This window comes from Sphingomonas sp. S6, assembly GCF_043498045.1.
Classification (GTDB): domain Bacteria; phylum Pseudomonadota; class Alphaproteobacteria; order Sphingomonadales; family Sphingomonadaceae; genus Sphingomonas.
On the sequence record NZ_JBIEOE010000017.1, the window covers coordinates 32352 to 57815 of the forward strand.

The following is a 25464-nucleotide window of genomic DNA, read 5'->3' on the forward strand; positions in this document are numbered from 1 at the left end:
TCGCGGGGGCCTTCGCCCGCTTTCGAGGAACCGGCAACGCGCAGACGTCCTTTCACGATCACGATTCACCCGATAGCGAATTGGACGAGATGCTGGCCGCGGCACAATTCCGGGCGCTGCGTCATCAGGTGCCGAGTCTGCACCTGATCCTGCTGATCAACGTCACCTTCCTGACCTTCATCACCTCGTCCGCGCGCGCCACGCCCGTCACCTATGTGCCCTCGTGCGTCCTCGCTTGCTCCAGCGTGTTCCGCATCCTGAAATGGCGGCGCGTCCATTATGCCGGTGCGGCGGCGGCACGGCGGATGTTCGCCTCGACGGTCCGCACCTCGCTGCTGTTCGGCCTGAGCCTGTCCGCGTGGAGTGCATGGGTGCTCTACACGCGCAGCGCGGACGTCGCCGCCTTCATCCCGTTCTTTGCGGCGCTGTCGACGATCGCGTGCGCGGTCTGCATGGTCTCGCTGCCCCGCGCCGCTTATGCCGTCATCTGGTCGGGAACGGTCCCCATGGTCGTCGCAATGATCGCGACGGGCAACCCGGCGCTGATGGCGGCGGCGGCGAACCTGTCGGTCATCGCCGTGCTGCTGTTCGCCTGGATGCAGCGTCAGCATCAGCAATTCCACGACATCGTGCAGGCGCATGCCACGACGATCGAGCGCGAACGCGAAGTCGCGCACCTGGCGTTCAACGATCAGCTGACCGGCCTCGCCAACCGCCGCGCCTTCCTGGCCCGGCTGGACGAAGCACAGCGGCCGGCCGGCGAACGGCTAGACACCACCGTCGTGCTGATGGACCTCGATGGGTTCAAGGCGGTCAACGACCGGCTGGGCCATGGGGTCGGCGACGTCCTGCTGCGGCGCGTGTCGGATCGCCTGGCGCAGCATGCACCGCTCAAGGCGCTATGTGCGCGGCTGGGTGGTGACGAATTCGCGGTGCTGCTGCCCACCGCCGACGCGGCGGAAGTCGCCGAGGCGGCGCGACGGATCGCGGCGATATTCGACCGGCCGATCACCATCGGCGACGACGTGATCCAGCCACGCGGATCGATCGGCCTGTCGACGGGCGATGTCTGGCCGGACGATCCGATCGACCTGATGCACCGCGCCGATCTGGCGCTGTACGAGAGCAAGGCGCTGAAGCAGGCGCAGCCCTATTTCTTCCACATCGGCTTGCAGCAGCAAAGCGATCGGCGCCGCATCATCGAAACCGCCTATCAGGATCCGGCCGCGCTCGCGCAGCTCGGCGTGCATTTCCAGCCTATCGTCCGCACCGGCACCGGCGAGGTCGTCGCGTTCGAAGCGCTGATGCGCTGGCAGCACCCACAACTTGGCAATGTGCCGCCCGACGAGCTGTTCGCGGTGGCGGACCGGGCACGGGTCGCGACACATTTCACCGACCATCTGTTCGCGCGCGCGCTCGCCAAGGCGACGCAATGGCCCGCGCATCTCGCCCTATCGTTCAACGTCACGGCGGGCGAGGTCGGGCCGCATCTGTGCACGATGATCGCCGCCGCCTGCGACCGCCACGGTTTCGCGCCCGATCGCCTGATCGTCGAGATCACCGAAACGGCGCTGCTGCGGGACCTGGAGATGGCACAACGGACCATCGCCGAATTGCAGGCGCTGGGCGTCCGCGTGGCGCTGGACGATTTCGGCGCCGGCTTCGCCTCGATCGGGTATCTGAAGCATATCCGATTCGACCTCATCAAGATCGACGGCGGCCTCGTCCGGTCGATCGTCGAATGCCCGCTCGCCGGCCAATTGCTGATCGGCGTCGTCGAACTGTGCCGCGCGGTCGGCACGCCGATCGTGGTGGAACAGGTGGAAACGGAGGCGCAGCTCGACATCCTGCGCGTCCTGGGGGTCGACAAGGTGCAGGGCTATCTGCTCGGGCATCCCACCGCCGAACCCGATCTGACCACGCACGAGTGGGTGCAGGCCAACCATCTGTGACGATCCGGTACGATCCGCAGATGCCGTCTCGCATCTGCGGCATCCCGCCGCACCGGCCATAGCCAGTCGACGGGCCGGCTGCTTGGCCGCATGGCACGGCGACGTCGGTTGTCAGGGTATCACGCCACGGCTAGAGCCCGCACCATGGCGGCTTCAAAGAACACACCCGCACCGGTGGCCACGCGCGCCAATTACCATCGCGGCAACGTCGTCGAGGACCTTCGCAAGGTCGCCGAACATATCCTCGCCACCGAAACGCTGGAACATGTGACGGTGCGCCGCCTGTCCCGCGAACTCGGCGTGACGCCCGGCAATTTCTACAACCATTATCCCAGCATCGACTTTCTTGTGCTCGACATCGCGCGCGAGGCGTTCGATCGGCTGGAGGTCACATTGCAGGCAGCGGCCGCGACCAAGGATACGAAGGTCGACCGGCTGATCAGCCATGCGCAGATTTACGTCCGCTTCGGCGTCGCGCAGCCCGAGCTGGTCCGGGTCATGTTCGGGCGCACCGATCGCGGCACGATCCACCCGGGGTTTCGCGCCGCTTCGCTGCGGGCGTTCATCGGCATGGCCGAATTGATCTATGGCGAGGGCGGGTTCGATCTAAGCGACACCGCTGCCGCGCATCGCAATTGCCCGCTGGCCTATAGCTGTTTCGCGCTGTGCATCGGCTTGGCCCGAACGATCGGCGCCGGCCAGTTCGACATCGACCTCACTCGCAGCGAAGATATCGACCGGTTCGTGGACCTGACCGTGCGGCCAATGGTGCAAGGCGCGATGGCCACGCTGTAGTCCACGGCGAGTTTGGGACGAAGATCGACGGGTCTGGCCGCTAGCCATTCCACGATCCCGCACGACCGCCCCGCCCGCGCCCCGCTCGGTCACGGCTCGACGACGACACCGTTCGCGTCGGATCGCACCTTCAGCCCATAAGCGGAGTGGAGAAGGTCGAGGAAACCCGCGCTGTTATCGATCTGGAACGTCCCGCCAATCCGGATGTCGGCGGTGGCAGGGTCGGCGATGCGGATCGGGCGGTTGGTATAGCGGTTGAAGTCCGCCACCGCGTCCCCCAGCCGCTGGTTGTCGAACACCAGCACGCCGTCACGCCATCCGGTCATCGCTTCGACGCGTGCCGGCGCGGCCAGCGCTACCAGCGTACCGTGCGATTGGGCATAAGCGATGTCACCCTGGCCGATGACGGCGGAGCGCGTGCCCGCGTCGGACGTCGAATCCTCGATCCGCACACGGCCCGACAGCACCGCCACGGTCACTTTGTCCCCATCGCGGCGAACGGTGAAGCGCGTGCCGAGAACGGTCACCGTCCGTGGCCCGGCATGCACGACGAAGGGATGGTCGGGGCGGTGGACGATGTCGAAATACGCCTCACCCTTATCCAGCCAGACCTCCCGCCCCGCATCGCTGGCCGCCGTGCGCACGACGGTCGCGGTGTTCAGTTCCACCCGGCTGCCATCGCGCAGCGCGATCGTGTGGCGAATGCCCACCGGCGTCTGGACGCGCACCGGCGCGGACGCCGAAGGGGATGCCTCGTCGTGCGTAACGTGCCCGAGCCCAAAGCTCGTCGGCGATCGCAGCACCGTCGTGCCGATGCCGACCGTCACCGCCAGCGCGGCGGCGATCGCCCCGATCGCGCGGGGGCGAGCGCGGAGCACCGCCTGCCAACCGCGCCGGGCGCGCGAGCGCGGCGTGGCGGCCTGGAAGCCGAGTGCCCCGACACGATCCGCCGCCGCCCAGCCATGGCGCAGGCGCCAGAATGCGGCCTTATGCGCCATCTGCTCGTCCAGCCACGCGGTCAGCGCGGCGTCGTCCTCGGCCGACCAGTCGCCGCTTTCCTGGCGGACGATCCAGCGCGCAGCCGTTTCTTCGATCATCGTCGCGCGGTTCATTGGCGGCGAGCCTTGCCAGTGCTGGCCGCGCCGCCGCGACGGATCTTGCCCGCGCCGCCCAGCATCGCATCGGCCATCGCGCGGATGCCCAATACCAGCTGGCGTTCGATCGTGTCGATGCCGACGCCCATGCGTGCCGCCGCCTCGCGGGTCGACAATCCTTCGATCTTGCGCAGGCGCACGACCTCGCGGCAGCGCGGGGGCAGCCGCTCAATCCCCTCCTGCGCCCGGCGCAACGCGTCGCGCGCATCGAGATGGCGATCGGTTGCGGACAGATCGACGCCCTGTTCGACGCTTTCCATGTCGGCATAATGCTCGAATTGGACGATCCGTTCGCGCTTCGACCGGTTGACCAAGATGTTGCGCGCGATCGTGAAGATATAGCCCGCGGTGTGGGACGGCAATTCCTGCCGCCCGCCGGTCAGCGCCGCCTCGTATATGTCCTGCCGGATATCCATGATCTGCTCGGCCGTCCGCCAGTTACGACGCAGATAGCGGGTCAGCGACGCCTCCAAGGGAAGCACCTCCTCGCAAAACCACCGCTCCAACTGCCTGTCGTCTACCATCGTCCGCCCGAGACACTCCATCGTCAAAAGGGTTCGCCCGTCATGACAATCGGCCGCGTCAGAACCCTAACGCAAAAAAGCGACTAGCCCCGGTTTGAGCGTTTTGGCGAAAAGTTCCACGCCCGTAAACTTTTTTGAAATCCGATGTTACGGGTTCGTGGCCGTCGAATGACAATCTTGCTGAGCGGCGTGATGGGAGCGACCGCAACAAGGGGGCATCAGATGAAAAAAAGGGGTGTGGCGATCGCATTGGGGGCGACCATGCTGACGGCCTTTGCGCCGGGCCATGTCGCGGCGCAGACCACGCAGGGCGTACGGGCCGCCCAGCGGTTCGACATTCCGGCCGGGAGCTTGGCGGCGGCCCTGCAAGCCTGGAGCAAGGTCACCAAACTCCAGATCCTGTACCGGATGGACGATGTCGGCCGCAAGCGGACCAACGGCATCCAGGGCGACTATGCCCCGTTGCTGGCGTTGCAGGGCCTGCTGATCGACACCGGTCTGAAGATCGTCACGACGGAGGATGGTGCGGTCGCCCTCCGCCCTTTGGCCGGCGACGAGGTCGACACCAGCGCCACGCCTGACATCCTCGTCAACGGCAAGGTCAATTGGTCGCTCAACACCGGCATCGAACGCACGCAGGACGACAGCCAGCCGTTCATCGTGCTCGGTCGCAAGGAGATCGAGCGCAGCGGCGCGCCCAACCTCGAAACGTTCCTGCGCAACCAGCTGAACGTCAACACCTCACCGATCGTCGGGGATCAGGCGATCGGCGGCGACAACGAATTCAATCCCCGCCGCCCCGTCGGTGTCAGCGCGATCAACCTGCGCGGCATCGGCCTGCGCGACACGCTGATCCTGGTCGACGGTCGGCGCCAGCCCGGCATCAACCTGGGCAATGGCGATATCACCCAGCCGTCGATCACCGGCATCCCGATCGCAGCGGTGGAGCGGGTCGAGGTGCTCGCCTCGTCGGCATCGGGCATCTATGGCAGCGGCGCATCGGGCGGCGTCATCAACATCGTGCTGCGCCGCGACTTCAAGGGCGCCGAGCTGTCGGCGAATTACGACAATACCGGCGATTTCAAACAAGGTCGCGGGTCGATCGACCTCACCGGCGGCCTGCCGCTGGAAGGGGGGCGCACCCGCCTGACCTTCAACGGCAACTGGACCAAGCAACTGGCGCTACGCTACGGCGACCGCGACAACCTGCGCCGCCGCGGTCTGAACGACATCCTCGCCAACGACCCCGGCTCGTTTTACGGCGGCTTCACCAATCCACCACAGGGTTCGCTGGTCAACTTCAAGACACAGGACGGCACGCCGCTTCAGCTGAAGCCCGAATATGGCGGTCAGACGCTGTCGAGCAGTCTGGGGACCATTCCCAAGGGCTATGCGGGGATCACGAACGCCGGCCTGGCTCCGCTGCTTTCGTCGCTCGGTACCTTCAACCTCGACCAGGCCAATACCGCCGCGGGCACCGGCGCCCGCGCGCCGCTGATCTATCCGGTAAACCAATATAGCGGTTCGGTCGCAGTGCGGCGCACGTTCAACAACTGGCTGACCGCCTATGCCGAAATCGGCATGTCGCATTCGTCGGCGACCAACACTTTTTCCAACACGCTCAACTCCGTCTTCCTGAACGCGTCGGCCATCGGCAATCCGTTCACGCAGGATCTCGCGATCGCGTTTCCGGCCAATCCCGCCTATGATGCCCCGATCAAGCAGGTGTCGTCGACGCTGCGCACGCTGGGCGGTGCCATCATCCGGCTACCGGCGGACTGGCAGGCGGTAGCCGAAGTCGCCTATTCCAAATCCAATTATTCGGTCGCGAACAGCCCCCCGTACATCAGCGCCTTCGCCTCCAACGATCTCCAGACCGGCGTTCTGAACGCGCTCGTCGATACCTCGACCTATCCGATTCCCTTCACCTACAACAAGACGCCCTATTATCAGCGCCAACAGGACGGCAAATCGAGCAACGTCGCGCCCTCGCTACGCCTCGCCGGGCCGCTGCCGTTCTCGCTGCCGGGCGGCAAGCCGCAATTGACCGTCAACGCCGAGATCAACACCCAGAGGCTGGATTCGCGCCTCCTGACGCTGCTGACCGATGATGGCGCGGTCACCACCTTCACGCCGACCGCGCACCAGACGACCAAGTCTGTCTATGGCGAAGTCGTGTTTCCGATCTTGGGCAACCAGCATCAACTGCCGCTGATCCGACTGCTGGAATTGCGCCTGTCGGCCCGGCATGAATCGTACAAGGGCGACGGCACCGATACGTCGGACCCCGTGTCCTGCATGACGCCGCTCGTGGCGGGGCAATATGACTATTTCGGCAACTGCCCGCCGGCGGGAACCGTCATCCCGCGGTCGACGACCACCAATGCGCACACCGATCCCAGCATCAGCCTGCTCTGGTCGCCGATCGATGGCGTCATGCTGCGCGGCTCGTACACGACCGGCTATCTGCCGCCGCAGCTCAGCCAGTTGGTCAAGATCCCCCGCCCGCAGATCACCCTTCAGATGCGCGATCCGCAGCGCGGCAACGAGTTGATCGGCATGCAGGTGTTCGGCCTTGGCATCATCTCCGGGTTCTCGGGCGGCAATCCGGACGTTCGGCCGGAATCGTCCAAGACGTGGACGGCCGGGCTCATCCTGAAGCCGCATTTCATCGACGGCCTGCGCTTCTCGGTCGACTGGACGCGCATCCACAAGCGGGACATGTATTTCGATCCGGTGCTGCTGCTCGCTTCGTTCTTCGGCGGCACACAGACGCAGTTCAACCAATTCATTGCCTCCAACCCCGACCGCGTCACGCGCGGCCCGGCATCGGGTGGCTTTGCGGTCGGGCCGATCACCGCGCTGGACGTATCGCTGATCAACCTGAAGTCGCTGGTCACCTCGGCCTATGACTTCACGCTCAACTACGACACGAACCTGTTCGGCGGTCAGCTGTCGGCCGTCGGCCGTGCGACCTATGTCGATCAATTGGTGATCCAACCATTCGCCGACGCGCCCGCGCAGAATTATGCAGGTGTCGTCACAGCCGGGTTCGCGGCGGGTGCTGGCGCATCCGGTTCGCTGCGCTTCCGGGGCAGCGGGTCGCTGCAATGGACGAAGGACGAGCTCAGCCTCGGCTGGCAGACACGCTACCTCAGCAGCTATTACCTGACGCTGGATCGCAGCTTCGTGGCCTCGCAGGGGTCGGCAAAGGTCGCCAGCCAGATGTATCACGATATGAACATCAGCTACCGCCTGCCGCAGAAGATGACGGTGCGCTTCGGCATCAACAACATCTTCAACAAGATGCCGCCGCTCGATGTGTCGCAGTTCCCGCTATACTACAGCGCATACGGGGACCCGCGCCTGCGCAACTTCTACTTGGGGGTCAGCAAGTCCTTCTGATCCCGGCCGCCGCATCCCACCAAAAGAGGGGATGCGGCGCGCCTGCCGGCCCCCTCGCCGCGCGGCCGGACACAGCCCCAGACACGGTCCTCGCCATTACGGTTTTGCCGTCCCCGATTGTCCTGTCCCGCGACGTTTCCGCACCCGTGTCATTCTGCCGAACTGCCGTTCCACCCGTGCCTACCCCCACCAATCAAGGATAAGTCGATGAGCCTGCGTATGATGTTGATGGCCGGTACGGCACTGATCCTGGCCCCCGTCCCGGCGTTGGCCGGACGCCCCGCGAAAGCCGCAACGACCACGGCATCCCACCCGGACACCGCCCCGGCGGAGCTCGTCAAGCTGGTCCGCGACTTCACCATTCCCTATCAGACGTTCACGCTGCCCAACGGCCTGACGGTCATCGTCCTCACCGATCGCAGCGTGCCGATCGTCTATACCAGCATCAATTATGCCGTCGGCTCCACCTTTGAGCCTGCGGGGCGCAGCGGCTTTGCCCATCTGTTCGAGCATCTGATGTTCAACGGCAGCGAGAATGCGCCGGGCGACTATTTCAAATATCTGCGCGACGCCGGGTCGATCGGCGTCAACGGCAGCACCGGCTATGACTTCACCAACTATCACGAGGCGGTGCCGACCGGCAGCCTGGACCGCGTGCTGTTCGTGGAAAGCGACCGGATGGGGCATCTGCTCGGCGCGATCACCCAAAGCGTGCTCGATGAGCAGCGCGGCGTCGTCCAGAACGAAAAGCGCAACAATGACAACAATCCCGCCAGCATCCTGGGCTATAGCCGCCGCAGCGCGATCTATCCCGCTTCGCACCCCTATGGCCACAGCGTCATCGGATCGATGAAGGATTTGAACGCGGCGTCACTCGCCGACGTGCATCAGTGGTTCAAGGATTATTACGGCCCCAACAACGCCACGCTCCTGCTGGCGGGTGACATCGATCTGGCGACCGCCAAGGCAAAGGCGATGCGCTATTTCGGCGACATCCCGCGCGGGCGCGCGATTACCGCGCCCGCCGCCGAGCCACCGGTCCTGACCGCGCCGATCGACCAGTCCTTCACCGGCCCCGTCTCGACGGCACAGATCGCCCGGACCTGGCCCGTACCCGGCGGGCGCGACCCGGCGAACTTTTCGCTCGACGCCGTATCGGGCCTGATGACCGGCATCGACGGCGCGCCGCTGTTCGACAAGCTGGTGCGCCGGGACAAGCTGTTCAACAATCTCAGCGCCGACAACACGACCTATCGCGGCGTCGGGGAATTCACCATCTACGGCTCGGTCCGGCAGGGTGTCGATCCGCTTGTCGCGGCAAAGGCGCTGGACGATGCCATCGCCGCATTCCTGCACAGCACGCCGTCCGCCGATGCGCTGGCGCGCTACAAGGCGACGCGGATCATCCCGGCGGTCCGCAACAACGAGACGATCGAGGCGCGCGGCGGCTTGTTGATGCAGGCCAATTCGGTGCTCGGCTCGCCCGCCAAATACAAGGACGACCTGATGGCGTATCTGGCCCTGACCCCGGCAAAGGTCATGGCCGACGCGCGCAAGTGGCTGGGCCGTCCGGGCTATCGCGGCATGATCGTCCCGGGACCGCGCATGACCGCGGCAGGCGACGAAAGCGTCGCAGGGACCGAAGTGCCCGACGCACCCAAGACCGCCGTCGTCGCCCCGCAAAGCGGTACGCGCGGCCCCATCCCCGGCGTCGGCGAGCCCCAGGCCGCCCGCTTCCCGCCGGTGCAGCATGCCACATTGGCGAACGGCATTCCCGTCCTCTACGTCCAGCACGACGCGGTGCCCTTCACCACCGCCGAACTGTCGTTCGACGTGGGCAGCGTCGACGATCCCGCCGGCAAGCCCGGCACGATCCGCGCGATGTTCCAGATGCTGGACGAAGGAGCGGGCGGCCATGACGACCATTGGTTCAAGCAGTTGCGCGAACGCACCGGCGCCGCCATCTTCGGCAGCGCGCAGAACACCGACTCCGGCGTCTCATTCGCAGCACCCAGCGCCAGCCTGGACACGACGCTGAACACGATGATGCTGATGCTGACCCGTCCCGACTTTCCGCAGGATCGGCTGGAGGAATATCGGCGGCAGGAATTGTCGCGCGTCACGGCCGCGCCGACCAGCCCCGGCACGCTGTTGGGCACCGCCTTCACGCAAGCCCTCGCGCCCGGGACGCTGCTCGCCAAGGCGTCGCAGGTGCCCAGCGTGGCCGAGGTCGACGCCATCACGCGCTCCGATCTGGAGGCGGCCTTCCGTCGCTGGGTCCGCCCCGAAGAGGCCAAGCTGGTCATCGTCTCGAACGAGCCGCTCGCGACGCTCCTGCCAAAGCTGAATGCGACGCTGGGCCATTGGAGCGTGCCAGGGCGCGGCCCGGCCCCCATCGCGCTCGACCCGCGTCCGGCGCTGGTCACCGGCCCACCCAAAATCGTGCTGGTCGACATGCCAGGCCAGGTCCAGGCATTCCTGGGGGGCGGGCAACTGGTCGACATGCCGCGCACCTATGAGGGCGTCGCACCGCGTCTGGCCAATATCGCGCTGGGTGGCGAGTTCACCTCGCGCATCAACATGAACCTGCGCGAGGACAAGCACTGGACCTACGGCGCGTCGGGCAATTTCGACGTCAACGACCTGGGGTCGAGCTATCAGGTCGAGGTGCAGCTGCAGCCGGACAAGGTCGGCCCCGCGATCAAGGAAGTGCAGAAGGAACTGAACGCGATCGTCACCGACCGGCCGATCACGCAGGAGGAGTTCGACGAGGCCGTCGCCAACACGCTGCGCAAGAACGTTGCCTCGTTCCGCTTCGGCGGACAGGTGATGGCCGCCGCCGCCATGCTCCAGCGCAACGGCTGGCCGGACGACTTCTTCAGCACCTTCGACGCGCGCATTCGCGCGGTGGCGCTGCGGGACGCGAACGCCGCGATGCGGCAGTATCTGCAACCTGCCAAATGGGTCTGGACCGTCGTGGGCGATGCCAAGACGATCCGCCCGCAACTGGAAGGACTGGGCCTGCCGATCGAGGTGGTGACCCCGGCCCAGGTGCTGGCCAAGCATTGAAGCGCACCGGGGCGGGGGTCGGTCATGCCCCGCCCCGGGCGGCCCTCGGCGCAGACGCGCTCCTCTTCTGACATGGGACAGGCCATGGACATCGACCATACGCCGCGTTTGCGCCTTTGCGGCATCATGGGGCAGGCGCTGTTCGCCGCCTGGCTATCGGCCAGCGTCGGCGCACCCGCCGCTGGCCAGACCCCGCCACGGCCGATCGGCAACGCCGTCGTCGACCTGAGCCCGCCACGGCCCCGCCCCACCGGCCCATCCTGCACCGTCACCCTGTTCGACCGGCGCGAGTTCCAGGGCGACGAACCCCTGCCACTGGCCTACCGCCCGCCCGTCGACTGTCCCGGCCCGTGGCGCCAGGTGGTGCTGGAGGCGGACTTCGACGTCACCACGGGTACGCAATTCGATCGCTCCGCCGACCTGACGCTGGGCGGTGCCACCCTCTTCCTCGGTACGACGATGGAGCCCGGCGAGGCCTATGCGCCGCACTGGCATGTCGCCCGCGACGTGACGGAGTATGCCGCGCTGCTCCGCACGCCGACCGAGGGCCGGGCGATCCTGGTCAACTATCTCGACAAGGACCACGATGCCCATGTCCATTGGGGCGCCCGTCTGGTCTTCTACGCCGGGGAAGCGCCCCGGCCGGACGGCGTGGTCCTGCCGGTGACATCGGGGCTGTCACGGCTCGACCCGCAAAAGCCGGTGGTGTCACGCACGATCCGTTTCCCGCGCAACCTGACGCGACTGGCCATCGACCTGTTCGCCATCGGACAGGAGCGCGAGGAATTCTGGTACGATTGCGCGCCCGGCGATCTTGCCCAGCGCAACATCTTCGGGCCGCCGCCCTGCGACGCACCGTATCGCGAGGTGGAGGTACGGATCGACGGACGGCCGGCGGGCGTCCGCTCGGTCCAGCCCGACATCTTCACCGGCGGCATCAATCCCGGCCTGTGGCGACGCGTGCCCGCCCTGCGCGCGCTGAACCTGCTGCCCGCCCGGGTCGACCTCACGCCCTTCGCCGCGCTGCTCAACGACGGCCGGCCGCATGTGATCGCGCTTGCCATGCCGACCGCCGGCACGTTCTTCCGCGTGTCGGGCACGTTGATCGGGACGGTCGATCCCACCCGTCCGGTGGTGACCGGCGCGCTGACCGTCAACACGCTCGCCCCCGCGCGCATCGTCACGCGACAGCTTCGCGCGCCACGAGGGCCGGGCGCGATCGGCACGGTGGAGACGGTCGCCACGCGCGCCGATCGCGTCGAGGGCTATGTCGACACCCCTCACGGTCGCGTGGTCACCCGCGTCGCCTATGACCTCGACCAGCGGCTGACCAACACCCGCGACACCGGCGTGTCGAGCAAGCGATATGCCGCACGCCAGACGATGACCGTCACGACGCGCGGCGCGACGCCATCGCGCCGCCGCATCGCCGAACGCGACACGCTGGCCATCGACATCGGCGTCCAGCCGCCGCTCTATGGGGTACAAAACGGCACGCAGATCGCGCAGGCCAGCGAGCGCACGATCAGCGGCGATGGCCCCGACAACGGCCGCACGGCACAGACGCTGACGACCTTCGCGCCCAGCTTCTCACTGTTCACCGCGCCCTTGCAGACGCCCAATCATGTCCGCGTCACCTCGCTGGTCGAGGATGCGACGGGACACCGACGTGACGTCGAAGCCGTCGTGACGGACGACAGCGTGACCTACACCGACACCGCCCAGCCGACGGCGAACGAAGCACCCGTCAGCAGTCGCCGGGCTGCCCCGGAACGATCATCTGCGGCGTCGCGCAGTCGATATCGCCCTTCAGTCGCGGGGTCGCACCCGTGATATCCAGGGCATAGGGAAAGCGCGCGCCTGCGGTCGGCTTGACCTGGTCGCCGCCGGGGATGGGTTCGTAGACGCCGGGCGTTGCCGTCACCGCCAGAAAGAGGCGTGCATCGCGGCGCGCGCGATAGCTTATGACCGCGCTGCCTCGCCCCTCGACCGCGCCGAGCGTGGAATAGGTCGGCTCCGTCCCGCCCCGCACCGCGACGAGGGCGAAGCGCCAGGCCGCGTCCTTGTCGGTCGTACCGCCGGTCAGCCGGACCGAGACGCGACCGTCCGCTCCGGTCACGGTCAACGGGATCAGGTCGCTGCCGAACTGATGCAGCAGCAGGCCGGGCTGCGGCACGTAGCGACCGGGCCGATCCCCCGGCAGCAGCGATGCCCAGCGGGTGCCGCCGAACAGGAACCGCATGACCGCAGCCGCATCGAGCATGGCGCGCTGGTTCAGGAAATCCAGCGTCACGAGGCGCGCGCCATACCAGCCCATGTCATCGGCGAACGATCGCATCCCCTGAGGGTAGGCGCCCGACGCCTGCCCCAGCCGCACGACCGCCGGCAAGAAATCCTCCGCCCCGTCGCCGGTCGGCAAGCGCCGGTCGTGGCGCCACGCCCCCCAGACCAACGGCTGCGTCCGCGCATCCTCGAACAGCATGTCGATGAACGGATAGGCGCCATAGCGCGCCACCGGCCAGACCGGGCCGAGGTACAGGTGGTTCCCGTAATGCGAAATCCAGGTCGTCTTGCCCGGCACCAGCAGATGCCCCAGCCAGTTTGCCGCGCTTTCCCAGACCGGCCCGGCGGTCGTGCCGCCGCGAAAACCGCCCGAGTAGAATTGGATGACATGGCCGAATTCGTGCGCGAAGGTCTTCGACCCGAACGCCATGTCCTGCGCGCTGATCCAGACGCTGGGCGAGGCATTGGCGCCATGCACGGTCAGGTCGCCGCCATCGACATGCGGGCGACCCGTACCATAAAGGTAAATGGCGATACGCCGCCGCTCGCCCACAGGGCTGTCGGCATAGGGCATGGGCGCGCCGGTCAGGTCGCGGCTCATCCGCCATACCCATTCGGCCCAGTCACCGGCGCGCTTCAGAAATGTGGGCCAGTCCTGCCCGCTCGCCCTTACCCAGGCATAGCTTTCGCCCTGGGGATTGGTGCCATACCAGAAGACGAAATGCTGTGTCTCATAGGCGCCGATTCTGCCGGTCTCCCGGTCGCCGGGTTGGACCTGCGCTTGATCAGGCACGGTCGCATAGCGGTGTGGATCTGCGGCGTAAGGGTGGCGCGCCTGTTCCGCGCTGACGAAGGCGCGATCGGCGGCCACAAAGGAATCCGCCCGAAACGCGCGATAGCAACCGGCCGCCGTCACCATCTCGACGATTTGCCGTGCGTCCCCATCATCCACGCCATAGGCCTGGACCAGCCGGGCACGAAACGGCGCGCCGATCGCCAGCCCCTCGCGATTGCCGCCATCATCGTCGATGGTCGCGGGCTGGCGGACAGGCCGGATCGGCGTCCAGCGTCGCAAGGGATAGCGCCCCCACGGCACCAGCATCGTTTGGCTGCGACACCCGCCCGGCGCAGCGGCGAAGGCGGGACTGGCGTGCAACGACGCCGTACCGACCAGCACCGACACCAGCGCCATCCATCGCAATCCCGGCGTCACGTGCATCGCCTCCCTACCCCGCGCGATCTCTCGTCATGCGATAAGACAAGGCACAACGGAAAAGCCGTAACGCCGCCAGGGGATGCCGCACGCCGTGCACCACAACGCGATAGCTTATCGCCACGTCGCGCGCCCCTCTTGCGGCTTGGCAAGCCGGGATCGCCGCAATAGGTCGTCGCGGAAGAGCCCGCCTCCCCGCTTTTCACCCGACCGACAGCGTGCCGTCGCACGCGATCGGCGCCACCACAGAAAGACCCGCTTGCTGAGCATCGAAGCCTGGCTGCACGGCGGCATCGCCACGTTGCTCGCACTGGCGGTCGCGCTGTTCCTCAGCGAAGCGCCGACGCGCGCCGGCCGGTATGGCGCGGCTTTGGCATGCGCCGCCTTGCTGACGGAAGCGGCCGGTTTGCCCTTCGTCCAGCATACGCCCGGGCTCGGCACGCTGCTGCAAGTTGCCGGATCGGCGAGTTTGCCGCTGTTCTGGCTGTTTGCCCGTTCGTGGTTCGATGACGATTTCCGCCCGGGCGTTGCCGAACTGGGCCTGGCGCTGGGTTATCTCGGCGTCAGCGCGGCCGTGATCGGCGGCGAGCGGGGGACGCATGCACCGCTCCATCTGCTCGATGGGCTTCTGTACGTCGCGGGCATAGCCCTCACCGTCGATGCGCTGCGCCATGCCTGGCAGAACCGCGCGACCGATCTAGTGGAGGCGCGGCGGCGCGCGCGCGTGGCGTTCGTCGTTATCGTTACGATAGTCGTGCTCTGGACGATCGGCGCGGAGATCATCGGTCGGGTCTTCGGCAGCTTTGCCATGGCCGGTATCGCCAGCGCGATCGGCATGTTGATGGGGACGTTCGGTCTCGCGCTGCTGCTGTTCGGACTGCGGCATCGGGACATGTTCGCATCCGCCGCGCCCGACAGCACGCTGCGCCTGGTGATCGCCACCGATCCGTCCCCGCCGCAGGAGCAGGACGAGCCGCTCGCCCGTGCGCTCGATAGGGCGATGATGCAGGACCGCCTGTACCGCGAGCCCGAGCTGACCATCGGTGCGATCGCCGCGCGGCTGGACGTACCCGAATATCGCGTCCGTCGGCTGGTGAATGGCCGTTTCGGCCATCGCAACATCAGCGACTATCTGAACGGACTGCGCGTGGCCGAGGTCTGCGCTGCGCTGGCCGACCCCGAACAGGCGGACGTGCCGATCCTGACCATTGCGATGGACGCAGGGTTTGGCAGCCTGGCGGTCTTCAACCGCAGCTTCAAGGCGCGGCAAGGCGAGACACCCAGCGCCTACCGTCGCCGCCATCTGGGGACTCCGCCCCTGTCGGACTGATCAATTTCAAAATCGATCGGTCGAAATCGGAAATCCGGGAGGCGCGGCGCGTCACACCCGGCATGGCGCGCCCGTTCCGCTTTCTGGGGGCCGTCATGCCGTTTGCTCGCCATCGTCACTTCGTCGCGCTTCTGTTACCCCTGTCCGGCTTGTCCGCCTGTGCGTCGCCGCCGTCACAGCAACCCGATCGTGATACGGCGATCGTCGATGTCGTCCCCGTTCATGCCGCGGGCGGCGCGCTTCGCCAGTTCAGCGGCGTCGTGCGCCCCTATCGCGAGACGATGCTCGCGTTCAAACGGCCCGGAAGGCTGCTGACGCTCACCGTTGAGGTCGGCGATACGGTGCGCGCCGGTCAGGTGCTGGGCCGCCTGGTCAAGGCCGAAGCCGACGCCGGAGCGGCGCAGGCCGAGGCCGAACTCGCCGCCGCCACCGCCGATGCGCGGACAGCGCAGGATGCGGCCGACCGGTCGCGTGGACTGGACGGCGTTGGCGCATTGTCGAGCGCCGAGGTCCGCCAGCGGACACTGGCCGCCCGCGCGGCGGCCGCCAAGGTCGCCGCTGCCGCTGCAGTCGTTCGGCGCAGCCGCGACATGCTGTCGGACGCGATACTGGTCGCGCCGCAGGATGGGGTCATCACCGCGCGCCTCGTCGAACCGGGCAGCGTCGTCGAGGCGGGCAGGGCGGTGCTGAAACTCGCAAGCGGCGCGCCCGAGGTGGAGATCCACGCACCGGCCGATCTGCGCCTGACGTCCGGGATGATGGCCGATGTCGGCATGCCAGGCCGCGCGGGCACGTTCACCGCCCGGCTGCGCCTCCTCGCGCCGGAGGGCGATCCGACGTCGCATCTGCGCGATGCCCGCTTCGTCCTGAGCGGCACGGGATCGCCACCGCCCTACAACAGCATGGTCACGCTTACCCTGCGCACCCCCACGCCGGACCAGCAGGTCCGCGTCCCCCTATCTGCCATCGGCGATGCGGACACGCGCCCTTATGTCTGGACGCTGCAGCCCGACAGCCACATCCGGCGTCAGCCGGTGCGGATCGCGTCATGGCTGGGGCGCGATGCGCTGGTCACGGGTCTTCGCGATGGCCAGTCGATCGTCGCTACCGCCGCCGATACGCTGGTCGACGGACAGAGCGTGGTCGATGCCGGTATCGAGCCGGGGTTCCACTAAGCCATGGATCGGCTCAACCTCTCCCGCTGGGCGATCCGACACCCCGCCCTGGTGGGTTTCCTGATCGCGCTGCTCTTCGTCGCGGGCGCGGCGCAGTTCCTGGCGCTGGGGCGCAACGAAGATCCCGGCTTCACGCTGAAGGAAATGATCGTTTCCGCTCGCTGGGACGGCGCGACCCCGGCGCAGATGCAGGCGCAGGTCGCCGATCCGGTAGAGCGCACGCTGCGCGGGATCGACTATCTCGACTATCTCCAGACCTATTGCCTCGACGGCGCCTGCGTCATCACCGTCGAGCTGAAGGACGCAGCCCCTCCCGGACAGGTCAAGGATGTCTGGCAACAGGTCCGGCGCAAGCTGAAGGACATCGAGCCCGCGTTGCCGGGTGGCGCGTCGCTGGCGGCGAGTGAGGACAATGCCGACGTCTATGGTTACGTCTTTGCCCTGACCGGCGCGGACAATGCCCGGCTTGTCCGGCTGGCGGAGCAGGCGCGCGATACGATGCTGCGCGTACCCGGAGCGGGCAAGGCCGAGATCATCGGCGAACTGTCTCAGCGGTTGTTCGTCGCTGTCGACCCGCGGCGGCTGGCGGGCATGGGCCTGTCGCCCGGTCGCCTGGCCCAGGTACTGGCGCAGCGTCAGGCGATTGCCCCGGCGGGCGGCGTGCAGGCCGCGATGCAGACGCCCGTACGGCTGGACGGCGAGGTGGACGACGTTCGCGATCTGGAAAGCGCGTCGATCCCGACGCCGTCCGGCGCGATGCGTTTGGGTGATATGGCGACGGTGGCGCGGGGCTTTGCCGATCCGCCCGAGGCGGTGGTGCGCCATGACGGCCGGTCGGCGGTCATGCTGGCGGTGTCGATGCGGCCGAGCGCCGACGGACTTGGCTTCGGCAAGGCGATCCGCGCGGCCGCCGAGCAGGTTCGGCGCACGCTGCCCGCCGGTGCGCGGCTGACGCAGGTCGAGGACCAGAGCGCCAATATCCGCGAGGCGGTGAACACCTTCCTCATCAAGTTCTTCTGCGCGTTGACCGTCGTGCTCGTCGTCGCCTTCGTCACGCTCGGCTGGCGGACGGGGATCGTCGTGGCGCTATCGGTGCCGCTGACGCTGGCGATCGTCGCTTTGTACATGGGGGTGGCGGGGATCGGGCTGGAGCGGATTTCGCTCGGCGCGCTGATCCTCTCGCTCGGCCTCCTGGTCGACGATGCGATCATCAGCGTCGAAGCGATGGTGGTCCAGATGGAGCAGGGCGTCGATCGGCGTGAGGCCGCAGCCTATGCCTGGACGCACACCGCCTTTCCGATGCTGACCGGCACGCTGATCACCGTCGTCGGGTTCCTGCCGGTTGGTCTCGCCCAGTCGACGACCAGTGAATATGCGGGCGGCATCTTTTGGGTGACGGGATCGGCGCTGCTGGTCAGCTGGATCGTCGCCGTGGTCTTCACCCCGTTCCTGGGCGTCAAGCTGTTGCCGGACATGGCGCGGGGGCATGGCCACGCCCCCGCGCCGTCCGGACTATACCGGCGACTGCGCGCCGCGATCGCGTGGGCGCTGAACCGGTGTTGGCTGGTCGCAGGCATCACGATCGCGCTGCTGGCGGTCGGCTTGCTCGGCGCGACACTCGTGCGGCAGCAATTCTTTCCCTATTCCGACCGGCCCGAGGTGATGGTCGACCTCGCGATGCGGCCGGGCAGCTCAATCGAGGCGACCGCGGCGGCGACCCGGCGGCTGGAAAATCTGCTGCACGGCGACCCGCGCATCCGCAGCATGGACAGCTTCGTCGGCCGCGGGGCGCCACGCTTCTACCTTCCCTATGGTCCGGCCTTGCCCAATCCGGCGAATGCGACGGTGATGCTCGTGGCCCGCGATCTGGCGGCGCGCGATGCCCTGATCGAGACGCTGGAGCGGATGCCGGGCATCCCGGGCGCCAGCCTGCATGTGCGTCGCCTGTCGCTGGGGCCGAGCCTGGGATCGCCGGTCCAATACCGGGTGACCGGGCCCGATCCCGCCCGCTTGCGCGCGATCGCTCAGCGTATCGCGGCGGTGCTGCGCGCCATCCCATCGTCCACGGCGGTTCAGATCAACTGGGGCATCGCCGCACCGGTCGCGCGCTACCGGATCGATCCGGCGCGTGCGGCGGCGCTGGGGGTGGACCGGGCGCAGGTGGCGAGCGATCTTGCCGCCACGTTGTCGGGCGCGCCCGGCGGCGCGGTGCTGCGTGGGACAAAGCGGATCGATATCATGGTGCGCGGTCGGGCCGAGGATCGGCACGACCTGGGCGGTCTGATCGACATGCCCGTATCGACATCGCACGGCATGGTGCCGCTGAGCGAGGTCGCAACGCTGTCGCCGACCACCGAACAGCCGATCGTCTGGACGCGCGATGCCGCGCAAACCATCACGATGCAGGCCGACATGATCGGCGACGTCCAGGCCTCCGAGATCGTCGACGCCGCCGCTTCGCGCATCGCCGCCATCCGTGCTGCGCTGCCGCCCGGATATGACATCGCGGAGGGCGGCGACGGCGAACTGTCCGCCGACGCCAACCGCGCGATCTATCGTCTGCTGCCCGTGACGATCGGGATCATGCTCGTGCTGCTGATGATCCAGTTGCAGAGCCTGCCGCGAACCCTGCTGGTGCTGGCGACCGCGCCGCTGGGGATCATCGGCGCGGTGGCGGCGCTGCTGCTGACGGGCGCGCCGTTCGGCTTCGTCGCGCTGCTGGGGCTGATCGCGCTGGCCGGGATGATCATGCGCAACACCATCATCCTGGTCGATCAGGTGGAGATGCACCGGGCCGAGGGGATGGCGGTGCGTACCGCGGTGATCGAGGCAACGATCGGCCGCGCGCGCCCCGTGGTGCTGACCGCCCTGGCCGCCGTGCTCGCCTTCATCCCCCTGTGCTTCAACATCTTCTGGGGGCCGATGGCGATCGTGATGATCGGCGGACTGATCGGCGCGACCATCCTGACCTTGGTCGCGCTGCCCGCTTTCTACCTCTTGCTCTTCGGCCGCGAGGATACTGCCAAGGGGACCGCGCATGATTGATCGTCGCACCGTCGGCGCGGGCTTGACCGCGCTGCTGCTGCTGGGCGGCTGCACGGTCGGCCCGGATTTCCATCCGCCCGTCGCCGACCTGCCCGCGCGGTGGCCGGGGAGCGTCGCAGCACCGGCCCAGCCGGATGCGCCTTGGTGGCGCAGCTTCGGCGACCCGCTGCTCGACCGGCTGGAGGATGAGGCGCGCGGGGCCAATCTCGACCTGCGCATCGCCGAGGAGCGGCTGGCCGCGGCGCGGATCGCCCGCGACGCCAAGCATGCCGACAGCCTGCCGCAGGTGGGCGCACAGCTCGGCTATAGTCGCAACCGCATCGGCACCGCTGGGCTGGCCGGCGTCTTGGCGCCGCTGCTGGGCCAGTCGCCGAATGCCGCCGACGCTACGATCCCCAAGGGCTATGCCTTCGATCTCTACCAGACCGATATCAGCGCCAGCTGGGCCATCGACCTATGGGGCAAAACCCGGCGCGAGGTGGAGGCCGCCACCGCCGGGGCCGCGCAAGCGGACGCCGCCGCCCGGGGTGCGCAGCTGTCGGTCGAGGCAGCGGTCGCGCAGACCTATTGGCAATGGCGCGGACTGGTGGAGGAGCGCAGGCTTGCGCTTCGCGAGCAGGCGCTGGGCGACCGTACGCTCGCCATCGCCACGGCACTCCAGACGCGAGGACTGGCCACCGGCATCGACGTTCGCGCGGCGGATCGGGAGCGGCGGGCGAGACAGGATGCGCTGCTGACGCTCGACGCTGATATCGCGCGCACCGCCCGCGCCTTGACGGTGCTGGTCGGCCGCAACCCGGATACGCCACCTCTCGATGCGACCGATCGGTCCGCCATGCCGATGCTGGCCGCCCCCGCCCCCGGCATTCCCAGCGATCTCGCCCGCCGCCGACCGGACATTCTGGCCGCGGAGGCCTCGCTGCACGCGGCAACTGCCGCGATCGGTGCCGCGCAGACCGATTTCTATCCCAGCCTCAACCTCTCCGGCCTCTTCGGCATCGACGTGTTGAACCTGGCCGATTTCGGGTGGGATGCGCGTACCACCGGCGTCAGCCCGGTGCTGTCGATCCCGATCTTTGCGGGTGGGCGGCTGCAACGCCAATTGTCGCTCCGTCGATCCGAAGAGCGCAGCGCCGCCCTTACCTATCAGAAAACGGTGCGCGATACCTGGCGCGAGGTGGACGATGCACTGGCCATGGTGCGGACGCTCGACCGACGGCGGGCGCTGGCGACGATCGACAGCCTTGCCCAAACGCAAACCGTGGCTGCGATCGAGGCGCGATATCGGCGCGGCGACATCGCCGCCGGGCCGCTGATCGAGGCGCAAGCCGCACAGACCGCCGCCGAGCGGGCGCTGCTCCGCCAGACCATCGCTGGCGCGCTCGCCCGCATCCAGCTGCACGTCGCCCTCGGCGGCTGATCGAAAGGTTCTTCCTGTGTCGAAATTTCCTGTCTTTGGCGCGACGGCATGGCTGACCGCCTGCCTGTTCCCCGCACCCGTCACGGCCCAGTCCCGTCAGGACACCGACCCCCTCGATCGCGACATCGTCGCGGTCGGTGCGGGGTTGGCGGCCGTTCCCGACTATGAGGGTTCGGATCATTACCGCCCGGTCGTTGCGCCCGTCGCGATCGGATCGGTCAAGGGACACAGCTTCGTCGTCGCCGGCAACCAGGCCAGCCTCGATCTGCTGCGCGATCGACCCGGGCCGGTCTGGCAGGTACAGGTGGGGCCGTTCGCCCAGATCAATTTCAATCGAACTACGTTCATTCACGTTGGAAAGGCGAACCCAACGATAGATATCCCCCGGCCATCTGCCGTCCATATCTCCCCATCGGACCGTTGCAGCATTCCCGCCCTCAACGCTCAGCTGCACTTTGATCCAGCGCCGATATGGTAAACTGTCGGAGCGGTAAGTCCCGATTGGCATCGGGTTTCACGACGACCCGCATCACCGTGACGCTTTCTCCCATGGCGGAACCGGTGCGAATGCCGCGATAAGGGCATCGGCAACGAACCGGACTTTTTGCGAACGCTCGCGCGACCGGTGCCAGAGTATGGATATGGCCGCCTCTTCATCTGGCGTCGGGATTGGCAAGGCTTCGAGGCGGCCGCACCGCAGGTCGTCCGCCACCAGCCAGGTCGATAGATAGGCAAGGCCCAACCCGCTCACGGCGGCATCCCGTAACGCCTCGCCGTGGCTGACGATATGACGCGGCTCCATGGCGAGCGCATGCGCGGCGCCATCGTCGCCGATCACCGTCCATGGGAGCGGGCGGCCATCGCGTGCGAAGGCGAGGCAGTCATGCTTCGTCAGCTCGGCAATGGTCGCGGGCCGGCCGTGACGTGCAAAATAGGTCGGGCTCGCGCAGATGACGGAACGCTGCCAGACAACTCTCCGCCCGGTGAGACTGCTCTGATCGCCGGGATGGCCCAGGCGCACGACCAGATCGATCCCCTCCTCCGCTAGGTCAACCCGCCGGTCGGCGAACGTCACGTCCAGACGAAGCCCCGGATGCCCGGCAATCAATGCGGTTAGGATCGGCATACAGTGCAGCCGGCCGAACGAGATCGGAAGGTTGATCCGGATCGTCCCGAATAGCTTGTCCCGCCCCGATCCCAGGCGCGCCTCGGCGATGCCAAGTTCCTCAAGGATCGCCACGCAACTTTTATAATAGTCCTGCCCCTCGGCCGTGAGGCTGAGGCTGCGCGTGGTGCGGTTGAGAAGTCGCACCCCGAGCCGATTTTCGAGACGTGCGACCCCTTTGCCGGTCGCGGACTTCGAAACGCCCATCCGTACCGCGGCGGCCGTGAAGCTGCCGGTTTCAACCGTGTGGACGAAGGCGGCGATGCCCTGAAGCTGCGAAAGGATCGTCATGGCAATGACGATGAACGGGGAGAACTAATCGGGCAATATGTCGCGATACAATCCCATCAGTCGCTAATATCGTCCATCCCATCAACAGACATTGGGTGGCGATGTAATGATGAGGCAATGGCAGCTTCCAGCCTTCGGCCTGGCCAATCTCGAACTGGCCGAGGTGCCGATCCCGGAACTGGCAAGCCGCGAGTTGCTGGTCCGGGTGTCGGCGGTATCGCTGAATTACCGGGACAAGCTGGTAGTGGAAGGCGAACTGCTGCCCGACATGCCCGCCCTACCCTTCGTTCCCGTGTCCGACATGGTAGGCCAGGTGGTGACCGCCGGCGATGGCGTCACGCGCTTCAAGCCGGGCGACCGGGTCTGCGGCAATTTCTGGACGCAATGGATTGACGGCGAACCGCCCGCAGAGATGGTTCGTCACGGCCGCTCGCTCGGTGGTCCGTTGCCGGGGATGCTGGCGCAGTATGTGGTGCTACACGAGGACGCTGCAGTCGCAGCGCCCACGTCGCTGACGGATGCGGAGGCTGCCACGCTGCCCATCGCCGCACTGACGGCGTGGTTCGCGCTAGTCGAGATGGGCAGCCTACGGGCCGGCCAGACGGTGCTGGTGCAGGGAACGGGCGGCGTTGCGCTCTTCGGCTTGCAGATCGCGCAGGCGCTAGGGGCTCGTGTGATCGTGACGTCGCGGAATGCCGCCAAGCTGGAGCGGGCGCAGGCGCTTGGTGCCTGGGGAGTGATCGACACGCACGAAACCCCGGCATGGTCTGGTGCGGCGCTCGATCTCACCAGCGGCCGGGGCGTCGATCACGTTTTGGAGTTGATCGGCGGCGACAACATCCGGGAGTCGGCCGCCGCATTGGGCAGCGGCGGGCGGATCGCGCAAATCGGCTTTATGGGCGGCGCCGACATCACGCTCTCCGCTATCCCGATGATGCTGAAACGCGCGACCATCCAGGGCGTCACCGTCGGTCACCGTAGAGCGTTCGACGACATGGTGCGGGCGATCGACCGCTATGATCTCAAGCCGGCTATCGACAGGATCTACGGCTTCGACGACGCGCCTGCCGCGTTTCGCCACCTGGAGGCAGGGCCGTTCGGCAAGATCGTCATACGCTTGACGGAGTAAGGTCCAGGCTTCCCGATTGGGAGCAGGCCGCGAGACAGTCAGGGCGTTTCCGCGGTGATGCCCACGCCTGCCCTATCAGACAAATCCCGGCCGTCCGGCCGCCACCTCCGCCCGGTGCAGGACACGGACCCCGCTGCGTGGATCGCGCCGATCGGTGATGGCCATGCAGCGAACGTCGAGCCGGTCCGGCGTCAGGTCTATCGAGGTGTAGCCACGGTTCGCCGCGTCGAAATAGCGGATGTGGGGGTTGGCGGGCAGTGCGGCGATGATGCCGTCGGCGGGCGGACCGTCGGACGTGATGGACGTGACGACGATCTCGCTCGCCACCACCGGCGTATCAGGCTTGTCGAAGTCCTGCCGAAGGTCGGTCAACCAGGCTGAATGATAGTCGCCCGCCAGCGTCACCGGATTGGCAAGCCGCGTGTCGACCATCGCGTCGATCAACCGCCTGCGGGCTGCGCCGAAGCCGTTCCAGGTGTCGGTCCACAACAGGGTCTCGGTCGGTGTCGCGACCTTCAGCGGGGCGACCAGCAGGTTCTGGACCAGCAGGTTCCAGCGCGCGCGGCTGCGCGTGAAGCCGTCGTAGAGCCAGCGTTCCTGAGCAAAGCCCAGGTACGTCCGCGACGGATCGTCAAAGTCCGGGCAACTGACCGGCGCCATCCGTCCGCGCCGGCTGACCACCCCGTCGACACAGGCCTGCGGCGAGCGGAACTGCCGCCCGTCGAGCGCATCGAATTGGGCCAGCCGCCCCCAGCACATCCGGCGGTTGAGCCGAAAGCTGCCGTCGGCGCGCATCACCCGCGAGAGCCGCACCGGCATGTTCTCGCAAAAGGCCCGATAGGCGGCGGCGCGGCGGCGCAGGAAGTCAGGTACGGCGATCGCGCGATCCTGCGACCAGATCCCCGAATAGTCGTTCTGCACCTCGTGGTCGTCCCATACCGCGATGCAGGCGGCGGCGGCATGCAGCGCCTGAAGGTCTGGGTCGGTTCGGTGCAGGGCGTAGCGACGGCGATAGTCGGCCAGCGTCATCGCCTCGCCCATGCCATAGCTGCGCACAGTCTTTGCGCGCCGTTCGGGAGCAACACCATCTTCGTAGATATAGTCGCCCAAGAACAGTGTCAGGCGGCTTTCCGCATCTTCGGCCATATGGCGATAGGCGGAGAAATAGCCGAGTTCCCAATGCGAGCAGCTTGCTGCCGTCATGCGCAACCGCGCGGGCATCGCCTCGGGGGCAGGAGCGGTCCAGGCCCGCCCGACCGGGCTCTGCACACCCAACGCGGTGAAACGATACCAATGGGGGCGATCCGGGCGCAGACCCGTGACCTCGACATGCACTGCACCACCATGGGTCGGCAATGCTTCGGCTGCGCCGTGGGCGACGATTCTCGCGAAACGGTGGTAGCGTCCGCGGTCGTGGTGTAATTTCCCGGTGTAGATGACGGTGTATGCCGGGGTGGGGCCGAGGCCCCACCCCGGCGTCGGCGTCTCGGTGGCCACCGGGCTCATCGGTTAAG

At 67.3% G+C, this 25464-nt stretch carries 16 protein-coding genes; 11 read left to right on the forward strand and 5 right to left on the reverse strand.

The annotated features are described in order from the left end of the window. Positions 1-89: 89 nt before the first annotated feature. Positions 90-1952 carry a bifunctional diguanylate cyclase/phosphodiesterase gene (locus ACGVWT_RS16850; RefSeq protein ID WP_315463060.1) on the forward strand — a complete coding sequence of 621 codons (1863 nt, stop codon included), beginning with the start codon at positions 90-92 and terminating at the stop codon, positions 1950-1952. A gap of 144 nt (positions 1953-2096) precedes the next feature. Beyond that, on the forward strand, positions 2097-2747 hold the full coding sequence (locus ACGVWT_RS16855; protein WP_315463045.1) for a TetR/AcrR family transcriptional regulator: 651 nt from the start codon (positions 2097-2099) through the stop codon (positions 2745-2747). Positions 2748-2836: 89 nt separating this feature from the next. On the opposite strand, the gene ACGVWT_RS16860 is transcribed toward ACGVWT_RS16855, so the two are convergent. Together ACGVWT_RS16860 and ACGVWT_RS16865 are read right to left on the reverse strand one after the other, a co-directional pair. Beyond that, positions 2837-3859: a FecR domain-containing protein gene (locus ACGVWT_RS16860; protein WP_315463046.1), complete on the reverse strand. Its 1023-nt coding sequence runs from the start codon at positions 3857-3859 to the stop codon at positions 2837-2839. Then, on the reverse strand, positions 3856-4425 hold the full coding sequence (locus tag ACGVWT_RS16865; protein ID WP_240954695.1) for an RNA polymerase sigma factor: 570 nt from the start codon (positions 4423-4425) through the stop codon (positions 3856-3858). Before ACGVWT_RS16865 ends, ACGVWT_RS16860 begins: the two co-directional genes overlap by 4 nt. 222 nt (positions 4426-4647) lie before the next feature. On the opposite strand from ACGVWT_RS16865, the gene ACGVWT_RS16870 reads away from it, so the two are divergent. From ACGVWT_RS16870 to ACGVWT_RS16880, 3 genes are all read left to right on the forward strand, one after another. After that, positions 4648-7830, forward strand: a complete 3183-nt coding sequence (locus ACGVWT_RS16870) for a TonB-dependent receptor (protein ID WP_315463047.1) — start codon at positions 4648-4650, stop codon at positions 7828-7830. 207 nt (positions 7831-8037) lie between these two features. Next, positions 8038-10899 carry a pitrilysin family protein gene (locus tag ACGVWT_RS16875; protein WP_315463048.1) on the forward strand — a complete coding sequence of 954 codons (2862 nt, stop codon included), beginning with the start codon at positions 8038-8040 and terminating at the stop codon, positions 10897-10899. Between the two features lie 84 nt (positions 10900-10983). Next, entirely contained in the window at positions 10984-12732 is a 1749-nt protein-coding gene (locus ACGVWT_RS16880; protein ID WP_315463049.1) for a peptide-N4-asparagine amidase, read from the forward strand. On the opposite strand, the gene ACGVWT_RS16885 is transcribed toward ACGVWT_RS16880, so the two are convergent. Beyond that, a complete protein-coding gene (locus tag ACGVWT_RS16885; protein WP_315463050.1) occupies positions 12647-14374 on the reverse strand; it encodes a DUF6055 domain-containing protein in 1728 nt (575 codons plus the stop codon). The two genes, ACGVWT_RS16880 and ACGVWT_RS16885, sit on opposite strands and share 86 nt — an antisense overlap. 280 nt (positions 14375-14654) lie before the next feature. Between ACGVWT_RS16885 and ACGVWT_RS16890 the strand changes: the two genes are divergently transcribed. The 5 genes from ACGVWT_RS16890 to ACGVWT_RS16910 all read left to right on the forward strand — a co-directional run bounded on the left by ACGVWT_RS16890 (position 14655) and on the right by ACGVWT_RS16910 (position 21843). Then, a complete protein-coding gene (locus tag ACGVWT_RS16890; protein WP_315463051.1) occupies positions 14655-15725 on the forward strand; it encodes an AraC family transcriptional regulator in 1071 nt (356 codons plus the stop codon). Positions 15726-15820: 95 nt separating this feature from the next. Next, positions 15821-16900 carry an efflux RND transporter periplasmic adaptor subunit gene (locus ACGVWT_RS16895; RefSeq protein WP_315463052.1) on the forward strand — a complete coding sequence of 360 codons (1080 nt, stop codon included), beginning with the start codon at positions 15821-15823 and terminating at the stop codon, positions 16898-16900. A 3-nt stretch (positions 16901-16903) separates the two neighbouring features. Continuing rightward, positions 16904-19945 carry an efflux RND transporter permease subunit gene (locus ACGVWT_RS16900; RefSeq protein WP_315463053.1) on the forward strand — a complete coding sequence of 1014 codons (3042 nt, stop codon included), beginning with the start codon at positions 16904-16906 and terminating at the stop codon, positions 19943-19945. Further along, positions 19938-21365 (forward strand): efflux transporter outer membrane subunit, encoded by a 1428-nt coding sequence (locus ACGVWT_RS16905; protein ID WP_315463054.1) that lies wholly within the window; start codon positions 19938-19940, stop codon positions 21363-21365. The genes ACGVWT_RS16900 and ACGVWT_RS16905 overlap by 8 nt, the downstream gene beginning before the upstream one ends. A 16-nt stretch (positions 21366-21381) precedes the next feature. Beyond that, the gene (locus ACGVWT_RS16910) at positions 21382-21843 is read left to right on the forward strand and encodes a hypothetical protein (protein ID WP_315463055.1); all 462 of its coding nucleotides are present in this window, start codon (positions 21382-21384) and stop codon (positions 21841-21843) included. A gap of 51 nt (positions 21844-21894) precedes the next feature. On the opposite strand, the gene ACGVWT_RS16915 is transcribed toward ACGVWT_RS16910, so the two are convergent. Continuing rightward, complete coding sequence (locus tag ACGVWT_RS16915) at positions 21895-22821, reverse strand: LysR family transcriptional regulator (protein WP_315463056.1); 927 nt, start codon at positions 22819-22821, stop codon at positions 21895-21897. 106 nt (positions 22822-22927) lie between these two features. Here ACGVWT_RS16915 and ACGVWT_RS16920 point away from each other — a divergent pair, with 106 nt between their 5' ends. After that, positions 22928-23950, forward strand: a complete 1023-nt coding sequence (locus ACGVWT_RS16920; protein WP_315471980.1) for an NAD(P)-dependent alcohol dehydrogenase — start codon at positions 22928-22930, stop codon at positions 23948-23950. Between the two features lie 75 nt (positions 23951-24025). On the opposite strand, the gene ACGVWT_RS16925 is transcribed toward ACGVWT_RS16920, so the two are convergent. Beyond that, the gene (locus ACGVWT_RS16925) at positions 24026-25447 is read right to left on the reverse strand and encodes an alkaline phosphatase D family protein (protein WP_315463058.1); all 1422 of its coding nucleotides are present in this window, start codon (positions 25445-25447) and stop codon (positions 24026-24028) included. Positions 25448-25464 lie beyond the last annotated feature (17 nt).